Source organism: Mesorhizobium xinjiangense (assembly GCF_009749525.1).
Lineage (GTDB): Bacteria > Pseudomonadota > Alphaproteobacteria > Rhizobiales > Rhizobiaceae > Mangrovimarina > Mangrovimarina xinjiangensis.
Window position 1 is genome coordinate 98,372 of sequence record NZ_WOAC01000016.1, and the last position, 15,668, is coordinate 114,039.

The 15,668-nt window shown below is 64.7% G+C and carries 15 protein-coding genes; 7 read left to right on the plus strand and 8 right to left on the minus strand.

The annotated features are described in order from the left end of the window. Window positions 1–36: 36 nt before the first annotated feature. Entirely contained in the window at window positions 37–1,191 is a 1,155-nt protein-coding gene (locus GM909_RS17685; protein WP_157018223.1) for a PA0069 family radical SAM protein, read from the minus strand. A gap of 142 nt (window positions 1,192–1,333) precedes the next feature. Between GM909_RS17685 and GM909_RS17690 the strand changes: the two genes are divergently transcribed. Continuing rightward, on the plus strand, window positions 1,334–1,849 hold the full coding sequence (locus GM909_RS17690) for a glycosyltransferase family protein (protein ID WP_157018225.1): 516 nt from the start codon (window positions 1,334–1,336) through the stop codon (window positions 1,847–1,849). On the opposite strand, the gene moaB is transcribed toward GM909_RS17690, so the two are convergent. From moaB to GM909_RS17720, 6 genes are all read right to left on the minus strand, one after another. Next, a complete protein-coding gene (moaB, locus tag GM909_RS17695) occupies window positions 1,850–2,407 on the minus strand; it encodes a molybdenum cofactor biosynthesis protein B (RefSeq protein WP_157018227.1) in 558 nt (185 codons plus the stop codon). After that, window positions 2,395–3,288, minus strand: coding sequence for a 4-(cytidine 5'-diphospho)-2-C-methyl-D-erythritol kinase (locus GM909_RS17700; RefSeq protein ID WP_157018229.1), 894 nt, complete (start codon window positions 3,286–3,288; stop codon window positions 2,395–2,397). The genes moaB and GM909_RS17700 overlap by 13 nt, the downstream gene beginning before the upstream one ends. A 9-nt stretch (window positions 3,289–3,297) precedes the next feature. After that, complete coding sequence (locus GM909_RS17705) at window positions 3,298–3,483, minus strand: hypothetical protein (protein WP_157018231.1); 186 nt, start codon at window positions 3,481–3,483, stop codon at window positions 3,298–3,300. Window positions 3,484–3,564: 81 nt separating this feature from the next. Continuing rightward, the gene (locus tag GM909_RS17710) at window positions 3,565–4,398 is read right to left on the minus strand and encodes a S49 family peptidase (protein WP_407941315.1); all 834 of its coding nucleotides are present in this window, start codon (window positions 4,396–4,398) and stop codon (window positions 3,565–3,567) included. 109 nt (window positions 4,399–4,507) lie between these two features. Next, window positions 4,508–5,293: a methyltransferase gene (locus GM909_RS17715; protein ID WP_157018235.1), complete on the minus strand. Its 786-nt coding sequence runs from the start codon at window positions 5,291–5,293 to the stop codon at window positions 4,508–4,510. A gap of 7 nt (window positions 5,294–5,300) precedes the next feature. Continuing rightward, entirely contained in the window at window positions 5,301–5,519 is a 219-nt protein-coding gene (locus tag GM909_RS17720; RefSeq protein WP_157018237.1) for a putative signal transducing protein, read from the minus strand. Between the two features lie 135 nt (window positions 5,520–5,654). Between GM909_RS17720 and GM909_RS17725 the strand changes: the two genes are divergently transcribed. Then, complete coding sequence (locus tag GM909_RS17725; RefSeq protein ID WP_157018239.1) at window positions 5,655–6,671, plus strand: polyprenyl synthetase family protein; 1,017 nt, start codon at window positions 5,655–5,657, stop codon at window positions 6,669–6,671. Between the two features lie 128 nt (window positions 6,672–6,799). Next, window positions 6,800–8,800 carry a tetratricopeptide repeat protein gene (locus tag GM909_RS17730; protein ID WP_157018241.1) on the plus strand — a complete coding sequence of 667 codons (2,001 nt, stop codon included), beginning with the start codon at window positions 6,800–6,802 and terminating at the stop codon, window positions 8,798–8,800. 39 nt (window positions 8,801–8,839) lie between these two features. On the opposite strand, the gene GM909_RS17735 is transcribed toward GM909_RS17730, so the two are convergent. Continuing rightward, window positions 8,840–9,163 carry a hypothetical protein gene (locus GM909_RS17735; protein ID WP_157018243.1) on the minus strand — a complete coding sequence of 108 codons (324 nt, stop codon included), beginning with the start codon at window positions 9,161–9,163 and terminating at the stop codon, window positions 8,840–8,842. Window positions 9,164–9,465: 302 nt separating this feature from the next. On the opposite strand from GM909_RS17735, the gene GM909_RS17740 reads away from it, so the two are divergent. From GM909_RS17740 to glyS, 4 genes are all read left to right on the plus strand, one after another. Next, entirely contained in the window at window positions 9,466–10,392 is a 927-nt protein-coding gene (locus GM909_RS17740; protein ID WP_407941316.1) for a glycine--tRNA ligase subunit alpha, read from the plus strand. 67 nt (window positions 10,393–10,459) lie between these two features. Beyond that, entirely contained in the window at window positions 10,460–11,029 is a 570-nt protein-coding gene (locus GM909_RS17745; protein WP_157018247.1) for a LemA family protein, read from the plus strand. A gap of 14 nt (window positions 11,030–11,043) precedes the next feature. After that, a complete protein-coding gene (locus tag GM909_RS17750) occupies window positions 11,044–12,981 on the plus strand; it encodes a DUF2207 domain-containing protein (RefSeq protein WP_407941313.1) in 1,938 nt (645 codons plus the stop codon). A gap of 193 nt (window positions 12,982–13,174) precedes the next feature. Beyond that, window positions 13,175–15,646 (plus strand): glycine--tRNA ligase subunit beta, encoded by a 2,472-nt coding sequence (gene glyS / locus GM909_RS17755; RefSeq protein ID WP_157018249.1) that lies wholly within the window; start codon window positions 13,175–13,177, stop codon window positions 15,644–15,646. Window positions 15,647–15,668: the final 22 nt, after the last annotated feature.

A 15,668-nucleotide genomic window follows, 5' to 3' on the forward strand; every position in this document is an offset into this window, starting at 1 on the left:
TTTGCTTCAAACGTTTCCGTTTGAAGCGAACGCGCGTTAAAGGAGCTGCAATTGCTCTCCGTGCGGGGTTGGCGGCTTGAACAGATCCGTTCTCAGCACGTGCTTGTTTCGGTTGAGCCCGAGACGCTTGGCGGCGATCTCGAAACGCCGCCCGATCTGCCAGGCATAGGGACCGACGCCCTTCATCCGGCTGCCCCATGTCGAATCGTAATCCTTGCCGTCGCGCATCGAGCGGATCAGCGACAGGACGTGGCGATAGCGGTCGGGATAGTGCCGCAGAAGCCATTCCTTGAAGACCGGGCTCACCTCGAGCGGCAGCCGCAGGATGATGTAGCCGGCTTCGCACGCGCCCATCGCATGGCCTGAATCCAGAATGCGCTCGATCTCGTGGTCGGTCAGCCCGGGAACAACGGGCGCCGCCATGACTGAAACCGGAATGCCGGCTTGCGCGAGCTTCTGCATGGTTTCCAGGCGCAGGGACGGCGTGGCCGCGCGCGGTTCCATCGTGCGCGCCAGCTTCCTATCGAGCGTCGTCACCGACAGGGCGACCTTGGCCAGTCCCTTCTCGGCCATGCGCGACAAGATGTCGATGTCGCGGGTGACCAGCGCCGACTTGGTGACGATGCCGACGGGATGATTGGCCGCTTCCAGCACTTCGAGAATGTCGCGCATGATGCGCCACTTCTTCTCGATCGGCTGGTAGGGGTCGGTGTTGGTGCCGATGGCGATGGTGCGCGGTTGATAGCCCTCCTTGGCAATCTCGCGCTCCAGAAGCCTCGCGGCATCGGGCTTGGCAAACAGCTTCGATTCGAAATCGAGTCCGGCCGACAGACCCATATAGCTGTGGGTGGGGCGGGCGAAGCAGTAGACGCAGCCATGCTCGCAGCCGCGATAGGGATTGACCGAGCGGTCGAAGGAGATGTCGGGGGATGCATTACGCGTGATGATGGTGCGCGGCCGCTCCACCTGCACGTGCGTCGCAAAGGGCGGCAATTCCTCGATCGTGCTCCAGCCATCGTCGAAAACGTCGCGTTGCAGGGCCTCGTAGCGCCCCGACGGGTTGATGCCGGCCGCACGCCCGCGCCGCCTGTCGTTCGCGATGCGAATGCCGCTTTCATCGACCATGGCGTTGGCGATGTCGGCGCCGCCTTGGGTGAAGGCGGCGATGTCGGCATTGATGATCTGGTCCATCTCCACGCTCCATCGTCGGGCCAGTCAGAATCGGCGTCCTGCCGATGAAATAATTCCTATTCCAGAAAAGAGAACAAAGCAAGAACTTTTGCCTGTGCGGTGCAACACTGGAATTGTGACGGCGTTTGAGCTATCGAGACCCATGCTTTCGGTCCTGATCGAGACCCGCAACGACGAGGACGCGCTGGCCCGCACGCTCGCCACCCTGGTTTCCGGCGCCGTCGAGGGGGTGGTGCGCGATGTTGTCGTTCACGATCGCGGATCGACGGACCAGACGCAGATGGTCGCCGACCATGCGGGATGCACATTCGTTGATGACGGCGAACTGGCGGCTGCGATCCGCCGCGCCAGGGGCGAGTGGCTTTTGATGCTGCGGCCAGGCGCGCGCCTCGAGCCGAACTGGATCGAGGCGGTGGTGTTCCACGTCAACAGCCAGGACGGTCCGGCGCGTTTCAGCCGGTCCGGCCGCTCCGGGCTTAGCCGCCTGTCACGCCTGTTTTCCAGGTCCGATCCGCTTGCCGACGGGTTCCTGATGCGCAAGAGCGAGGCTGTCGCACGCTGCCCGAACGCCGGCGATCTTGCCGGCCTGGTCAGCGGCCTTTCGGTCCGACGGTTGCCGGCGGCGATCACCGCGGTTGGCGGCGAATGGCGTGGTTGACTATACCGCCTTTCCGGCGCCGCGCTTCAGGTGCTCGTCGAGCCGCGGCATGATCTCGACGAAGTTGCAGGGCATGTGCCGATAGTCGAACTGATCCTTGAGGATCATGTCCCATGCGTCGCGGCAGGCGCCCGGCGAGCCCGGCAGGACGAAGACGAAGGTCTGGCCGATCAGTCCGGCGGTGGCGCGCGACTGGATCGTCGAGGTGCCGATCTTGTCGTAGGAGATGCGGTGGAAGACCTGCGAAAAGCCGTCCATGCGCTTTTCGAATAGCGGTTCCAGCGCCTCCGGCGTCACATCGCGCCCGGTGAAGCCCGTGCCGCCGGTGGTGATGACGGCGTCGATGGCGGGATCCTTCGTCCAGCCGCCGACCGTCGCTCGGATCGCCTCGACATCGTCGGTCACGATCTCGCGCGCCGCCAGCCGGTGGCCGGCCTCGGCGATCCGTTCGGCAAGCGCCTTGCCCGAGCGGTCCTCGGCCAGGCTGCGCGTGTCGGAAACGGTCAACACGGCGATGCCGACCGCAACGAAGGGCCGCGTTTCGTCTATCCGTCCCATGGATGCTCTCCCGTGCCGGCGCTGCGCGCCGCCTCGATGAACCAGCCGGGCCGGGCGCGCCGCAGTTTGCCGGCGGATTGCCCTGCTTCTTGTGCCGTGTCGAACAGCCCGAAGCACGTCGCGCCCGAACCCGACATGCGCGACAAGATTGCGCCGGATTGGTTCAGCAAGTCCAGCGCCTCGGCGATCGGCGGCGCGATTTCGATGGCCGGGGCTTCGAGGTCATTGCGGCATTGCCCCAGCCATGCCGCGATGGCGGAGGTATCGTGCCGCACCGGCAAGGGCGGCAATGGGGGATTCGCCTTCGATGTCAGCCGGCGAAAGATCCCGGCCGTGGCCACGGCCATGCCGGGATTGGCGAGTACGAGATGGAGCGCCGGCCATTCCTTCATTGGCGCGATCTCATCGCCCGTGCCGCGCGCCACGAGCGGACAGGCGTGCACGCACATGGGCAGATCGGCGCCCAAAGGCGCGGCGAGGCGCGCGAGTTCGCCGGCCGCCGGGTCGAGCCGCCAAAGCCGCGTGAGCGCCTTCAGCGCCGCCGCCGCGTCGCTCGACCCGCCGCCAATGCCCGATGCCGGTGGCAGGTTCTTCTCGAGCCGGATCGTCACCGCTCCGCTTTCTGCCGGAAAATTATGCCGCAGAAGATCGCGTGCCCGCAGGACGAGATTGTCCTCTCCCGTCGGGACGCCATCCGCATAGGCTCCGGATATCTCGAAGGAATCGTGGTCGCTGGCCTCGACCTCGATTGTGTCGCAGGCGTCGGCGAACACGACGAGCGTGTCGAGCAGATGGTAGCCGTCGGCGCGCCGGCCGGTCACATGAAGCGCCAGATTGATCTTGGCGGGCGCCCGTAGGCGCAGGCGCGGTCCAGGCTGCATTGAGGGCGATCAGTCCTTCGCCAGCCTGTATTCGCCGGTCTTGGGATCCTTGACCAGCGTGCCGGAAGAACGGTTCGTCGTCTCTCGCTCGGTCCGTCGCACCCGTTCGGAAACCCGTTTGGCCTCACGCAGGAAAGCGCGGTAGCCGAGCCACGCAATGATGCCGGCGACAACGAAGAAGATCAGTTGCGGCATGTCATCCTTCCTTCTCGTTCCGGCCGGGCAATGCGTCGGGTTGCGATGATCGCGCCAATATTACAGCCTTTGTCTCTTGTCTCAAAGGCCATAGCGGTTCCACAGCGCGCGCTCCTCGGCCGCTTCGACCAACCCCTGTGCCGCGGCGGCGGTGATCTGCGAGGTGTTGTCGCCCAGCCTGGAACCGAGCAGGCCGATGCGGCGGCCCAGGAATCCGCGCGGTGCCGTGATGAGCTTCAGCCGGGTCTTCTCGCCATAGCGTGCCCTCAGGAACTCGCGCATGTCGCCCAGATGATCGACCAGGCCCAACGCCAGGCCGCGCTTGGCGCTCCAGAACAGGCCGGTAAACAGGTCCCCGTCATCGGCAAGCTTGTCGGCGCGGCGTTCCTTGACCATGTCGATGAATGTCTGATGCACATCGAGCTGCAGCACTTTCAAGCGCTCGATATCCTCCTTCCTTGCGGGCGAAAACGGGTCGAGCGTGGCCTTGTTCTCGCCGGCCGTATAGATGCGCCGCTCGACCCCGATCTTCTTCAGCAGATCGGGAAAGCCGAAGGAGGCAGAGACGACCCCGATCGAGCCGACGATGGAGGAGGGGTCGGCGACGATCTCGTCGCCGGCGAGCGCGATCATGTAGCCGCCGGAGGCGGCGACGTCCTCGACGAAGACATAGACCTTCTTTTGCTTTTCCTGCGCCAGGTCGCGGATGCGCTTGTAGATCAGACGCGACTGCACGGGCGAACCGCCCGGCGAGTTGATCGAGATCGCAACGGCCGGCGCGTCCTTCCAGGAGAACGCCTTTTCGATCAGCCCGGCGGTCGCCGCCAGCGACAGCGTCGGGCGGAACTGGCCGGCATTGGCCATGATGGTGCCATGCAGGCGAATGACGGGGATAGTGACGGCATCGCTGCGCATCGACTTGGGCAGGAAACGCTGAATGATCTGTCTCACGGACGTTCGTTCTCCAACTTTTGTTGTGAGCGATGTAGGCATTTCGCCGGCCGGCGCAATGGTGTTCCGTGGTCTAATCGCCGAACAGCGAGGCCCGGCCGTTGCTGATGGCGTCGGCTTCATCGCTCAACCGGTTGCTGTCGCGCTCATGCAGGAACAGCGGCGCGGCCATGACGGGCCGCTTGCGTGATCCGCGCCGCGCGCGCACGACGACGCGGATCGCGGATGCGTCGCTGCGTGGATGGATCGCCTTGATCTCGGCCCCGCCGAAGCGTCCCTGGATGGCGGCAAGGATCTCGGCCAGCGATTCCGGCCGCGCGATCACCGCAAGCCCGCCCTGGGCCCGCACGATGGCGGCCGCCGTGCGCGTCCAGCTCTCGAAAAGCCCCTCCTGCATCACATGCGCGGAATGCTTCAGCGGTTGCGGCGTCGCCCGGTCGCGGCCCGAATTGAAGGGCGGGTTCATGATCACGAAATCGACGCTGTTGTCGGACAGCCCCGCCGCCGCCCTCTTGCGTCCTGTCAGGCCGACATCGGCGCGAACAATCTCGGCCCGCGCCGCGATCGCGCTGTTTTGCGCCAGGGCCAGGGCCTGTGCGGCGCAATCGGCCATTGCGGCCTCGCGCTCGACAAGCACGACATGCGCCTGGCGGCAGCGCGAGGCGACGGCCAGGCCGGCCGCGCCGGCGCCGGCGCCGAGATCGGCGAGCCGCCCCGAAAACCCGTCCGGCACTGCCGCGGCAAGCATCATGGCATCCATGCCGGCGCGGTGGCCGCCGCGCGCCGGCTGGACGAGCCAGAAGTCGCCGCGGTGAAAGGCGTCGATGGTGACGTCGCCCGGATGCGTTTCGGCCTGCATGGGCACCCTAGGTGAGTTCGTCCGAGATGCCCGCGTCGCGCAACAGCTTGCGCGCCCGTGCCTCGTCGTCGGGTTCGACAAGCACGCGTCGCGGTAGGACGCCGAGCGAACCTTCCATGATGCTCATATTCTGGTCGGCCACCATGACGGCAATGCCGGCGTCGCGCATCAGCGCCTCGGCAAATGAAATGACGACCGCGTCGTTGGTTCGCATGATCTCGATCATGGACGCAGGTTCGCAATTTGCGTGCGCGATGTAAACGATGTCGAGAGCGCGCCAATTCGCCCCTTGCCGTTTCCTGCCCACCCGCCCTAGAGTCGCCGCACATTCGGATATCGGGTTTTTTGATCGGAGATTGGCGTGGGCGTAGTCGTATCGCTTGAGGAGGGGAAGAAGGAAAGGGCGTCGATCATGCCGCTTGTCGATCTGACGCGGCACGACATGTCGCGGGTCAATGAGCTCATCCTTTCCAAGGCCGGATCCAACGTCGAACTGATCCCGGAGATCGCCAACCATCTTATTTCTTCGGGCGGCAAGCGGCTCAGGCCGATGATCACACTCGCGGCGGCACAGATGTTCGGCTATGATGGCGACGGCCATGTCAAGCTGGCCACCAGCGTTGAGTTCATGCATACGGCGACGCTCCTGCATGACGATGTGGTCGACGAGAGCGGTTTGCGCCGCGGCAAGGCGACGGCCCGCATGATCTGGGGCAACCAGGCAAGCGTGCTGGTCGGCGACTATCTCCTGGGACAGGCCTTCCGCATGATGGTGGACGTCGGATCGCTCAAGGCGCTCGACATTCTCTCGACGGCCGCTTCGGTCATTGCCGAAGGTGAGGTCATGCAGCTTTCCGCGGCGAAGAATCTGGAGACCACCGAGGACGAGTATCTGGCCGTCATCAAGGCCAAGACGGCCGCCTTGTTCTCCGCCGCCGCCGAGGTCGGGCCGGTGATCGCGAATACGTCGCGGGCTGAACAGGCGGCCCTGCGCTCCTACGGCGCCAATCTCGGACTTGCCTTCCAGCTCATCGACGATGCACTCGACTATGGTGGCGACGCCAAGGATCTGGGCAAGAATGTCGGCGACGACTTCCGCGAGGGAAAGGTGACCTTGCCGGTCATTTTGAGCTATCGCCGCGGCACGCCCGATGAGCGGCGGTTCTGGAAGCAAGCGATCGAAGAAAACCGGAGCGACGATGCTGCGCTCGAGAGGGCCGTTGGCCTGATGGCACGCTATGGGGCGATTGCCGACACGATCGGCCGGGCCAGGCAGTTCGGCGAGATCGCCACGGATGCGCTGGCGCCGCTCAAGGAGACGCCGCAAAAGGCGGCGCTGCTCGAGGTGGTCGAGTTCTGCATCAGCCGGGTTTCCTGACAATTTCGGGCGGTCGAAGGGGCGCCACGTTATCGTGAGTGCCTCGTGCATTGATGATTGACCGCAAAAAGGCCATTCTCAAGGACCATTGATGGCATCGATTATCGCTTTTCGCAGGAAGGGACGAAATGCGGCGAATGAGTGTTGAACTCCTCAAGGCGGCTGCGCTGCTTGGGTTGGCGTTGGCGGCGGCAACACCTGCTGCTGCGGCGAAGAACCACGAGCAGCCGGTTGCGGCGGACAAGGTCAGCATCGGTTCGCTTTCGGGCGCGTTCCTTGCCGCCCGGGTGGCGGAGGTGGATGACGACCTCGACAGTGCGATCGCCTATTACAAGCGCGCTCTGGCATTCGATCCTGACAATCCGGCCCTGCAGCAGAGCGTCATGCTGGCCCTGGTCACCAAGGGCTCGTTCGACGATGCGCTGCCGTTTGCCGAAAAGCTCAAGGAGACGCCCGAGATCGAGCGTTTCTCGCGCTTGGCACTGGCGGTAGACGCCTTCCGCAAGGGCGAGAATCAGGATGCGGAAATCCTGCTCAAGCTGACGATGGAGTCCGACCTCGACAGGCTGATCACCGGGCTGATGACGGGCTGGGCGAAATTGGGCGCGGGCTATCCGCAAAACGCGCTCGCCCACATGCGCGACCTCGACGGTCCGCAATGGTTCGACATCTTCAGGACCTATCACCAGGCGCTGATCGCCGACCTCGCGGGGCGCGACAGCGAAGCGCTGTCATACTACGAGGAAACGCTGGCCAACGCGGCTGCAGGTGCTGCCGCGCCAGAGACCTACATGCGGGCGGCGCGGGCCTATGCGGGATTGCTTGCCCGCAGTGGAAACACGGACAAGGCGCTCGAGGTTCTCGACGAGGCGGACTCCTTTTCCGCCGGCCGGCCCGAGATCGTCGCCCTGCGCCGGGACATCGAGACGGGCGCGCAGATCACGCCGCTGGTCGCCGATGTCAAGTCGGGCGCGTCGGAAGTGCTGCTCGACATCGGCAGCGCGCTCAACCGCGGCGGCGGCGAGGATTTCGTTCGCATCTATCTGCAACTCGCCCTGGCGCTGCGGCCCGATTCCGATGCCGTACTCGTCAACCTTGCCCAGGTCGCCGAGCAACAGCGGGACTCGCAAGAGGCCATCTCCTATTACGAGCGGGTGCCGTCCTCCTCGCCACTGAAGCGCATTGCCGATCTTCAGATGGGGTTGAACCTGGCCGATCTCGACCGCCACGAGGAAGCCAAGACGCATTTGAAGAAGCTGCTTAGCGACGATCCGGACGACATGCGCGCCTATCTGGCGCTGGGCGGCGTCTACGCCTCGCAGGAAGAGTATGGCGAGGCGGCTGCGCTCTACGACGACGCGGTAGAACGGATTTCACAGCCCGAGCGCGGTGATTGGAACATCTTCTACCAGCGCGGCATTGCCTATGAACGGCTCAAGGAATGGCCCAAGGCCGAGCCGAATTTCCGCAAGGCGCTTGAACTCTACCCCGACCAGCCGCAGGTCATGAACTATCTCGGCTATTCCTGGGTCGACATGAACATGAACCTCGACGAGGGGCTGGAACTGATCCGCAAGGCGGTCAATCTGCGGCCCAATGACGGCTATATCGTCGATTCGCTCGGCTGGGCCTATTACCGGCTCGGGCGCTTCGAGGAAGCGGCGCGCGAACTTGAGCGTGCCGTCTCGCTGAGGCCGGACGATCCGATCCTAAACGACCATCTGGGCGACGCCTATTGGCGTGTCGGACGCAGGCGCGAGGCGACCTTCCAGTGGGCCCATGCGCGCGACATGGAGCCGGAGCCCGATCTCCTGGCTTCGGTCGAAAAGAAGCTGTCCAGGGGCCTGCCGCCGGAGGAAGAGCAAAGAGCCGAACTGGTGCAGCCGATCGATCCCGCCGCCTCGGTGTCGCAAAGGAGCGACAAGCCGCAATCGCCGCAACAGGCGCCCGCGGCCGGGACACTGCGGCACACGGTGCTGCCCGGCCAGTCGCTGTGGTCGATCGCGGCCGAGCTTCTGGGCGACGGCAACCGCTATATCGAGATCCTCAACCTCAATCCGAAGCTGCGCGGCAATCCCGAGAACATCGCTCCGGGCCAGACAATCACGCTGCCCGCGCCGAGCGACTGATACCGTTTTTCGTTCGCAACCGGGGCTGGCCCGATCCGGTCACTGCCACCAAAATCGTCGTGGAGGCGCCCGGTCGTAGGGACAGGCGATCCACTGTCCCTGTTCCTTGGTCACGCATTTGAGCCGCAGCTTGCTGGGATTGAGTTCCATCGGGTTGAGCTTCTGGCAGATGCAGCGTGTGCGCGGCAGGCGCACCCAGTCGCACAGGCTGGTGACGCAGACCAGGCCGGTCTGCGGATCGGGGCCGCCGCCGCGGCCGTCCGCAACCCGGACGTCGGCCTGCGCGGTGCCGGCAAGCGCCAGGAGTGCCGCTGCCGCAAGCACCGGCCCGATCGTCCCACGAACGCTGGATCTGATCGACATGACGCCTCCTTCTTCCTTGCCGTGGACGATATTTGCCCGCCGCGCTTATCGGTCCGCCCCTTTATTAGCTCGAATGCATCGCGCGCGGCTACCCGTCAGAACCGCCTCTCGACGAATTGATTGGCCCGAGCATGTCCCGCCCAAACGGTGACGTTTGAGCGAAAGGTACATGCTCCAGCATATTGATCTGGCGCGCATATCTTTGCTTCAAAGGGTTCCGTTTGAAGCGAACGCGCGCTAGGACCATCGCCATTATCCTTCCGCTCTCGAGGCCGACCGTGACCCAAAGCCTGCCGCCGCACATGCACCCGACCCGGTCCTTTCAAGGGTTGATCCTGACGCTGCACGACTATTGGGCGGACAAGGGCTGCGTCGTTCTCCAGCCCTATGACATGGAGGTCGGCGCGGGCACGTTCCATCCCGCCACGACCTTGCGGGCGCTCGGGCCGCGCGCCTGGAATGCGGCCTATGTCCAGCCCTCGCGGCGGCCGAAGGACGGCCGCTACGGCGAAAATCCCAATCGGCTGCAGCACTATTACCAGTATCAGGTGATGCTGAAACCCAATCCACCCGATCTTCAGGAGCTCTATCTGGGTTCTCTGAAGGCGATCGGCATCGACCCCCTGTTGCATGATATCCGCTTTGTCGAGGACGACTGGGAAAGCCCGACGCTCGGCGCCTGGGGGCTCGGCTGGGAATGCTGGTGCGACGGCATGGAGGTGTCGCAGTTCACCTATTTCCAGCAGGTCTGCGGCATCGAATGCGCGCCGGTGGCCGGCGAGCTCACTTACGGGCTGGAGCGCCTGGCCATGTATGTGCAGAACGTCGACAATGTCTACGATTTGAACTTCAACGGGCGCGAGGGTGACGAGAAGGTCACCTATGGCGATGTCTTCCTGCAGGCCGAACAGGAATATTCGCGCTACAATTTCGAGTTCGCCAACACGGATGCGCTCTTTCGGCATTTCGAGGACGCGGAAGCCGAATGCAAGGCGCTGCTTGCCGCCGGCGCCCCGGCAGAGGACGGCGGGATGCAGCGCATGGTGTTTCCCGCCTACGACCAGTGCATCAAGGCGAGCCACGTCTTCAATCTGCTCGACGCGCGCGGCGTCATCTCGGTGACGGAGCGCCAAAGCTACATTCTGCGCGTGCGCAACCTCGCCAAGGCCTGCGGGGAGGCCTTCCTCAAGACAGATGCCGGCGGCTTCGGCCATGAGCAGCGCGTCTGATTATCAGACTTTCCTTCAGGGACCCCGCGGCATAGAGTTCCGGGCAACGCCATAGGGGGAAATCGGTATGGATTTCGGTATCGGAACGATTCTCATCGTCGTTGTCGTGGCGCTCGCCGCCTATGCCATCTTTATCTACAACGCGCTCGTGCGTGCCCGGCAGATGGTGAGCGAAGCCTGGTCCGGCATCGACGTGCAGCTCAAGCGACGCGCCGACCTCATTCCGAACCTGATCGAGACCGTGAAGGGCTACGCCGGCCACGAGCGCAAGACGCTCGAGGAGGTCACCGAGCTTCGCACCCGCGCGCAAAGCCTGCCGCGCGACGACGTCGCTGGCCGCGCCCAGGTGGAAGGCATGCTCGGCCAGGCGCTCGGGCGGCTTTTTGCCGTCGCCGAGGCCTATCCGGATCTCAAGGCCAACGAGAACTTTCTGCAGATGCAGACGACGCTGGAGACGCTGGAAGGCGAAATCCAGATGTCGCGCCGCTACTACAACGGCGCGGCGCGCGACCTGAACATCAGGGTCGAGAGCTTTCCGTCGAACCTCGTCGCCAACAGCTTCAACTTCACCAAGGCGGACTATTTCGAGATCGAAGACGCGGCCGATCGCGCCGTCCCCAAGGTTTCCTTCTCCTGATCGGCGCGCTCTCGATGCGATTGTTGGCACGAGTGCTGCTGCTTTGTCTGCTGGCCTGCGGTATGGCCGGCGGGGTCAATGCCGCCGAAGAGATCCGGTCCTTCCACGCCGACATCGATGTCGAGGCGAACGGCACGCTGCGCGTCAGCGAGGAAATCACCGTCAATGTCGAGGGCAACCGCATCTCGCGCGGCATCTTTCGCGACATTCCGCTGCGCTACGACGACGCCGACGGACGCATGCGCCAGGTCGGTCTCGACGTGGTTTCGGTGACGCGCGACGGCAGGGACGAACCTTACACTGTGGAGCACGGCTCCGGTATTGTGCGGATCAGGATCGGCGACGCCGACGTCTTCCTGCCGCATGGCGCGCACAGATACGTCATCACCTACGACACGACGCGGCAGGTCCGCTTTTTCGACGATCATGACGAACTCTACTGGAACGTGACCGGCAACGCCTGGGACTTTCCAATCCTCGCCGCCACGGCCGAAATCCGCTTGCCGGATGGTGCTGAGGCGACCGATGTCACCTATTTTACCGGTCCCTACGGTTCGACGGAGCGCGCCGCAAGCGCACGGCGTCTCGACGGCGGCAACCGGGTGGTGGTCGAGGCGGACCGGCGCCTGGGCCGGCGAGAAGGGCTCACCGTTGCGGTCGCCTTTCCAAAGGGCGTCGTCGCACCGCCGAGCGAGGCCGAGAAACGCATGTTCTGGCTGCAGGAGAATCTCGGCCGCATCATCGGTGCCTTCGGTCTCGCCCTCGTGCTGGCCTATTATTTCTGGGCCTGGAACCGCGTCGGCCGCGATCCGCCGGCCGGCGTCGTCGTGCCGCGCTGGACGCCGCCGGACGGCGTTTCGCCGGCCCTGGTCAACTACATCGACCGGCGCGGATTTCGCGGCCAGGGCTGGGACGCGTTCTCGGCCGCGATGATCAATCTCGCCGTGAAGGGGCAGGTGGAACTGGACGATCTGGACGGAGACCTGACCATCCGCCGCAAGGAGACAAGCGCACCGGCGGACGTGTCTGTCGGCGAGGCCGCGATTCTGGGCCATCTGCCGCGTGAGGGCGACGAACTGACGGTCAACAAGGCAAACGGAAAAAGGGTGCAGGCGGCCGGCCTGTCCTTTCGCTCGGCGATCGAGAAGGAACATCGCAACCGCTATTACCACCACAATGCCGGTTACATCGTCGCCGGCGCGCTCCTCTCGCTCGGCGTTCTGGCCGGCATGCTGGTCTTTGGCAATCTGGAGCCCGAGACCATTGCGGCCGGCATCGGCGTGACCGTGCCGGCCGTCGTCATCTCGGTCTTCGCGGTCAGCATAGGGCGCCGGCTGCGCAACGCACGCAGCCTTGCCCAGCGCCTGATGGCCGTCGTCGCGGCGGCGTTCGTCGGCCTTATCGGCCTGACGGCGTTATCCGGCTTTATCACGGTCGTCTTCGAGACCGATTTCGACACGATGATCCTCGCCATCATCGGCGGCCTCGTCATCGCAAATCTGGTCTTCCTGTTCCTGATGGGGGCGCCGACGCTGCTCGGCCGCAAGATGACCGACGGGATCAAGGGGCTCGAACAGTACCTCACACTGGCCGAGAAGGACCGCATGAACATGCAGGGCGCGCCGCAGATGTCGCCGCGCCATTTCGAGACCCTGCTGCCTTATGCCGTGGCGCTGGGCGTGGAAAAGCCATGGTCGCGCGCATTCGATGCCTGGCTGGCCGCGGCAATTGCGTCAGGCACGGCGGCGGCCGCCTATGCCGGGCCGAGCTGGTATCATGGCCGCAGCTTCAGCCCGGACCGGATCGGGTCCAGTCTCGGCGGCATCGCCGGATCGCTCTCCAACAGCTTCACCGCATCTCTGCCGGCGCCGAAATCCTCGTCCTCCGGCTTCAGCGGCGGTGGCGGCTTTTCAGGCGGCGGCGGAGGCGGCGGTGGTGGCGGCGGCTGGTAATTTCGACCGTCACCCATGACAAAGCGCGGCCGGCTTGCTAGAACGTGTCCCGCTCAAACGGAATCGTTTGAGCGAAAGGTACATGTTCCAGCATATTGATCTGGCACGCATATCTTTGCTTCAAACGTTTCCGTTTGAAGCGAATGTGCGCTAGAGGCTGCCCATTCGATTTTCCAGTACGGCGATCCATTCCATGCCCGACCTTCTTCTTGAACTGCGCTCTGAAGAGATTCCTGCTCGCATGCAGAGCAAGGCGGCCGGCGACCTGAAGAAGCTCGTCACTGACGGTCTGGTCGAGGCGGGGCTCACCTATGAGGCGGCGCGCGAATACTGGACGCCGCGCCGCCTGGCGCTCGACGTCAGGGGCGTGACGGCGCGCTCCAAGGATGTGCGTGAGGAACGCAAGGGCCCGCGCATCGACGCGCCGCAAAAGGCGATCGAAGGCTTCCTGCGCGGTGCCGGGCTTGCCTCGGTCGATCAGGCGGAGGTCCGTTCCGACCCCAAGAAGGGCGAATTCTATGTCGCGGTGATCGAGAAGCCGGGCCGTGCGGCAGAAGAGATCGTCGCCGATCTGATGCCCGGCGTCATCCGCGATTTCCCCTGGCCGAAGTCGATGCGCTGGGGCAAGGCCTCGGCCAAGCCGGGAAGCCTGCGCTGGGTGAGGCCCTTGCAGTCGATCGTCTGCACCTTCGGCCCGGAGACCGAGGAGCCGGTGGTGGTCGATTTCGAGGTCGGCGGCATCCGCTCGTCCAATGTCACCTATGGCCACCGTTTCCATGCGCCCGGCGCGTTCAAGGTGCGGCGCTTTGACGATTACGTCGCCGGGCTCGAGGCGGCCAGGGTCGTGCTCGATGCCGGGCGGCGCAAGGAGATGATCGCCGCCGATGCCAAAAACCTCGCCTTTGCCCGCGGCCTCGAACTGATCGAGGACGACGGGCTTCTGGACGAAGTGTCCGGGCTGGTCGAATGGCCGGTTGTGCTGATGGGCGAGTTCGAGGAAGATTATCTGAAAATCCCGCCCGAGGTCATCCGGCTGACGATCCGCGCCAACCAGAAATGCTTCGTCACAAGGCCGCAGGGCGCGGCCGATACGCTGTCCAATCACTTCGTCGTTACCGCCAATATCGAGGCGAAGGACGGCGGCGAGGAGATCGCGCGCGGCAACGGCAAGGTGGTGCGCGCCAGGCTTTCCGATGCGCTCTACTTCTGGACCACCGACCAGCACGACCTGCCCGACCTCGGCGAACTGGAGGCGTCGGCGGAAAAGCTCGGGCTCGACCTGAAAAGGCCGCTCGACCAGCGCATGGCCCGGCTCGACCATCTCAACGTCACCTTCCACGCCAAGCTCGGAACGCAGGGCGATCGCGTCGAGCGCATCGCGCGCCTGGCGGATGAGCTTGCGCCGGTCGTCGGCGCCGATGCGAAGCTCGCCCGTCGTGCCGCACTCTTGGCCAAGGCCGACCTGCAGACAGAGGTGGTTGGCGAATTCCCCGAGCTTCAGGGCGCCATGGGACGCAAATATGCCGAGCTTCAGGGCGAGGATGCGTCCGTCGCCGCCGCGATCGAGGAGCATTACAAGCCGCTCGGGCCGAGCGACCTCGTGCCGAGCGATCCGGTGTCGGTCGCCGTCGCGCTTGCCGACAAGCTCGATACGCTCGTCGGCTTCTGGGCGATCGACGAGAAGCCGACCGGTTCGAAGGACCCCTATGCGCTCAGGCGCGCCGCGCTGGGCGTGATCCGGATCGTCGTGGAGAACGGCGTGCGGCTGGCGCTGCTTTCAGTCGGCGAGGGTGCATACAAGCCACTCGGCCTTCATCTGGACCTTGGTAATCAGACGTATCGAAACCGGCTGATGAATTTGGCAACGGAGACGTTCCGAAGTCGCGCCACGAACGAAGAAGAGCTTTTGGAGAATCTGGCGGCAGGCTGGGATCGACATTTTGTCAATGAAGCCGTGGCGACCGCCGCTTCCGAAGATATTGCCGACCTCCTTTCCTTCTTCCACGACCGCCTAAAAGTCTATCTGCGCGACCAAGGCGCACGCTACGACCTGATCGATGCGGTGCTGGCGAGCGGTGGTGCATCCCTCCCCCTTGAGGGGAGGGTGGACCGGGGCGATAGCGACGGGACGGGTGGGGTCCGCGCGGTCGCGCACGGCATGGACCAACCCCACCCCGGCGCTGACGCGCCGACCCTCCCCTCAAGGGGGAGGGAGGCGTCGGCGCAAGCCGTGAGCGCAGAGAACGACGACCTGCTCCTCATCGTCCGCCGGGTCGAGGCGCTGGGCAAGCTGCTCGACACGGAGGACGGGCAGAACCTGCTCGCCGGCACCAAGCGCGCCGCCAACATCCTCTCAATCGAGGAAAAGAAGGGCGCCCGCATTGCCGAGGCGGTCGATCCCGCATTGCTTGCCGAGGCCGAGGAAAAGGCGCTCCACGAGGCCGTAACGAAGGCCGAGAAGGGCGCCCATGACGCGATCGACGCGCTGGAATATGGCGCCGCGATGCGCGCGCTGGCGGCATTGCGCGGTCCGGTCGACGCATTCTTCGATCATGTTCTGGTCAACGACGAAGACCTCGACGTGCGGGCCAACCGCCTGGCGCTGCTTCTGCGCATCCGCGCGGTGACCGGCCAGGTCGCCGATTTCTCCAAGATCGCCGGATAGCGGGCACCGATCTCCCCCACAA

What these genes read in the sequence shown, in the direction of transcription:
- GM909_RS17685 (WP_157018223.1), bottom strand. Translation starts at nt 1,191, where the DNA reads ATGGACCAGATCATCAATGCCGACATCGCCGCCTTCACCCAAGGCGGC.
- GM909_RS17690 (WP_157018225.1), top strand. Translation starts at nt 1,334, where the DNA reads ATGCTTTCGGTCCTGATCGAGACCCGCAACGACGAGGACGCGCTGGCC.
- moaB (WP_157018227.1), bottom strand. Translation starts at nt 2,407, where the DNA reads ATGGGACGGATAGACGAAACGCGGCCCTTCGTTGCGGTCGGCATCGCC.
- GM909_RS17700 (WP_157018229.1), bottom strand. Translation starts at nt 3,288, where the DNA reads ATGCAGCCTGGACCGCGCCTGCGCCTACGGGCGCCCGCCAAGATCAAT.
- GM909_RS17705 (WP_157018231.1), bottom strand. Translation starts at nt 3,483, where the DNA reads ATGCCGCAACTGATCTTCTTCGTTGTCGCCGGCATCATTGCGTGGCTC.
- GM909_RS17710 (WP_407941315.1), bottom strand. Translation starts at nt 4,398, where the DNA reads ATGCGCAGCGATGCCGTCACTATCCCCGTCATTCGCCTGCATGGCACC.
- GM909_RS17715 (WP_157018235.1), bottom strand. Translation starts at nt 5,293, where the DNA reads ATGCAGGCCGAAACGCATCCGGGCGACGTCACCATCGACGCCTTTCAC.
- GM909_RS17720 (WP_157018237.1), bottom strand. Translation starts at nt 5,519, where the DNA reads ATGATCGAGATCATGCGAACCAACGACGCGGTCGTCATTTCATTTGCC.
- GM909_RS17730 (WP_157018241.1), top strand. Translation starts at nt 6,800, where the DNA reads ATGCGGCGAATGAGTGTTGAACTCCTCAAGGCGGCTGCGCTGCTTGGG.
- GM909_RS17735 (WP_157018243.1), bottom strand. Translation starts at nt 9,163, where the DNA reads ATGTCGATCAGATCCAGCGTTCGTGGGACGATCGGGCCGGTGCTTGCG.
- GM909_RS17740 (WP_407941316.1), top strand. Translation starts at nt 9,466, where the DNA reads ATGCACCCGACCCGGTCCTTTCAAGGGTTGATCCTGACGCTGCACGAC.
- GM909_RS17745 (WP_157018247.1), top strand. Translation starts at nt 10,460, where the DNA reads ATGGATTTCGGTATCGGAACGATTCTCATCGTCGTTGTCGTGGCGCTC.
- GM909_RS17750 (WP_407941313.1), top strand. Translation starts at nt 11,044, where the DNA reads ATGCGATTGTTGGCACGAGTGCTGCTGCTTTGTCTGCTGGCCTGCGGT.
- glyS (WP_157018249.1), top strand. Translation starts at nt 13,175, where the DNA reads ATGCCCGACCTTCTTCTTGAACTGCGCTCTGAAGAGATTCCTGCTCGC.